2 protein-coding genes are annotated in these 1,352 nt (G+C 72.9%); both read right to left on the reverse strand.

From position 1 onward, the window contains the following. Positions 1-39 precede the first annotated feature (39 nt). Positions 40-192, reverse strand: a complete 153-nt coding sequence (locus ACWGIU_RS37975; RefSeq protein ID WP_453712655.1) for a hypothetical protein — start codon at positions 190-192, stop codon at positions 40-42. A gap of 92 nt (positions 193-284) precedes the next feature. Then, positions 285-1,145 (reverse strand): alpha/beta fold hydrolase, encoded by an 861-nt coding sequence (locus tag ACWGIU_RS37980; protein ID WP_453712657.1) that lies wholly within the window; start codon positions 1,143-1,145, stop codon positions 285-287. Positions 1,146-1,352: the final 207 nt, after the last annotated feature.

The raw sequence follows: 1,352 nt of genomic DNA on the forward strand, positions 1-1,352 counted from the left end.
GGAACGGTGCGGGGGCGGATACGTTTTTCGTGCGGTGCGTCAGCAGGACGCACTCTCGGCCGGTCGGATCAGGATGCGCTGGCCGACGGCTGCGGCCTGCTGCACGATCCGGTTGACGGAGGCCGCGTCGACGACGGTGCTGTCCATGGCGGACCCGTCGACGTCGTCCAGGCGCAGAATCTCGAAGCGCATGGGGCTTCTCCCTTCGTCAGTGTTTCGCTTGCACTGGTTCAACGAAGTGTAGGCCGCAATCATTCCCTACGCTAAGGAAATTTTTTCACTGGCTAACTATGAAGCCTGCAGGAGTCCCAGAACGCGGCCAGCTCGCGCGCCGTCGTGTCCGGGTCCTCGGCGTTCGGGGAGTGATCCGTCCCCGGCACGATCACCCGCCGGGCACCCAGGCGGCGGGCCGTCTCGTCCAGCAGCGGCACCGGCCAGGCCAGGTCCACGGCCCCCGACAGGACCAGCTTCGGCAGGCCGACGCGGCTCAGCTCCGCCACCCGGTCCGGCTCGGAGATCAGCGTCCGGCCGGTGACGATCAGCTGCTCCGGGACGGTGGCCAGCCACCGCTCGCGCAGGAAGTGCACGAGCTCCGGGGAATCCGGGACCGCGTCCGCGGGATCGTAGGCCCGCATCGCCGCCCAGATCCCGGGCATGTCGTCCCCCATCGCCTCCAGCGCGGCGACCAGCAGCTTCGTCCGGGCTCGCTGGTCCTCGGAGATCGCGGCCGGCCCGCTGCTCATCAGGGTGAGCGAGGCGAAGGGCGCGGGGTCGCGCAGCACGGCGGCGCGGGAGATCAGCCCGCCGAGCGAGTGGCCGACCAGGTGCACGCGGTCCTCGCCCAGGGCGCGGACCTGCGCGAGGACGTCCCGCGCCAGCTCCTCCAAGGCGTACGGGGCCTCCTCGCGCGGGCCCGGGCTCTCGTGCTGGCCGCGGCCGTCCACGGCGACGACCCGGTACCCGGCGGCCGCCAGCGGCTCCAGGAGGCCGATGAAGTCCTCCTTGCTGCCCGTGAAGCCGGGGACCAGCAGGGCGGTGCCGTGTACGGGCTCACCGGCCTCGTGCACGGCGAACCCGCCGCGTTCGGTGGTGAGGAGGTACGCGCGGGCGGCGGCGGGCAGGGTGAGGCGCGGCGGCTTGCTCATGGCCCGAGGTTACCGGCCCGTACGGGCGTCGGCACGGCCCGGGCGGACCGATGGCCCCGGCCCCCTCGGAAGGGGATCGGGGCCATCGGCGGGGTGCTTCGTGAGGCTTACGCCTCCGGCGCGGCCGCGACCTTGCGGGTGCGGGTGCGCTTCGGCTTGACCGGGGCCTCCTCGGCCACGGCGACGGCTTCGGCGGCGGCCGGAGCC

This window comes from Streptomyces sp. NPDC054840 (genome assembly GCF_053611065.1).

Bases quoted from the DNA above. Each gene is read 5' to 3' on its own strand.
- ACWGIU_RS37975 (WP_453712655.1), bottom strand. From the start codon at position 192: ATGCGCTTCGAGATTCTGCGCCTGGACGACGTCGACGGGTCCGCCATG.
- ACWGIU_RS37980 (WP_453712657.1), bottom strand. From the start codon at position 1,145: ATGAGCAAGCCGCCGCGCCTCACCCTGCCCGCCGCCGCCCGCGCGTAC.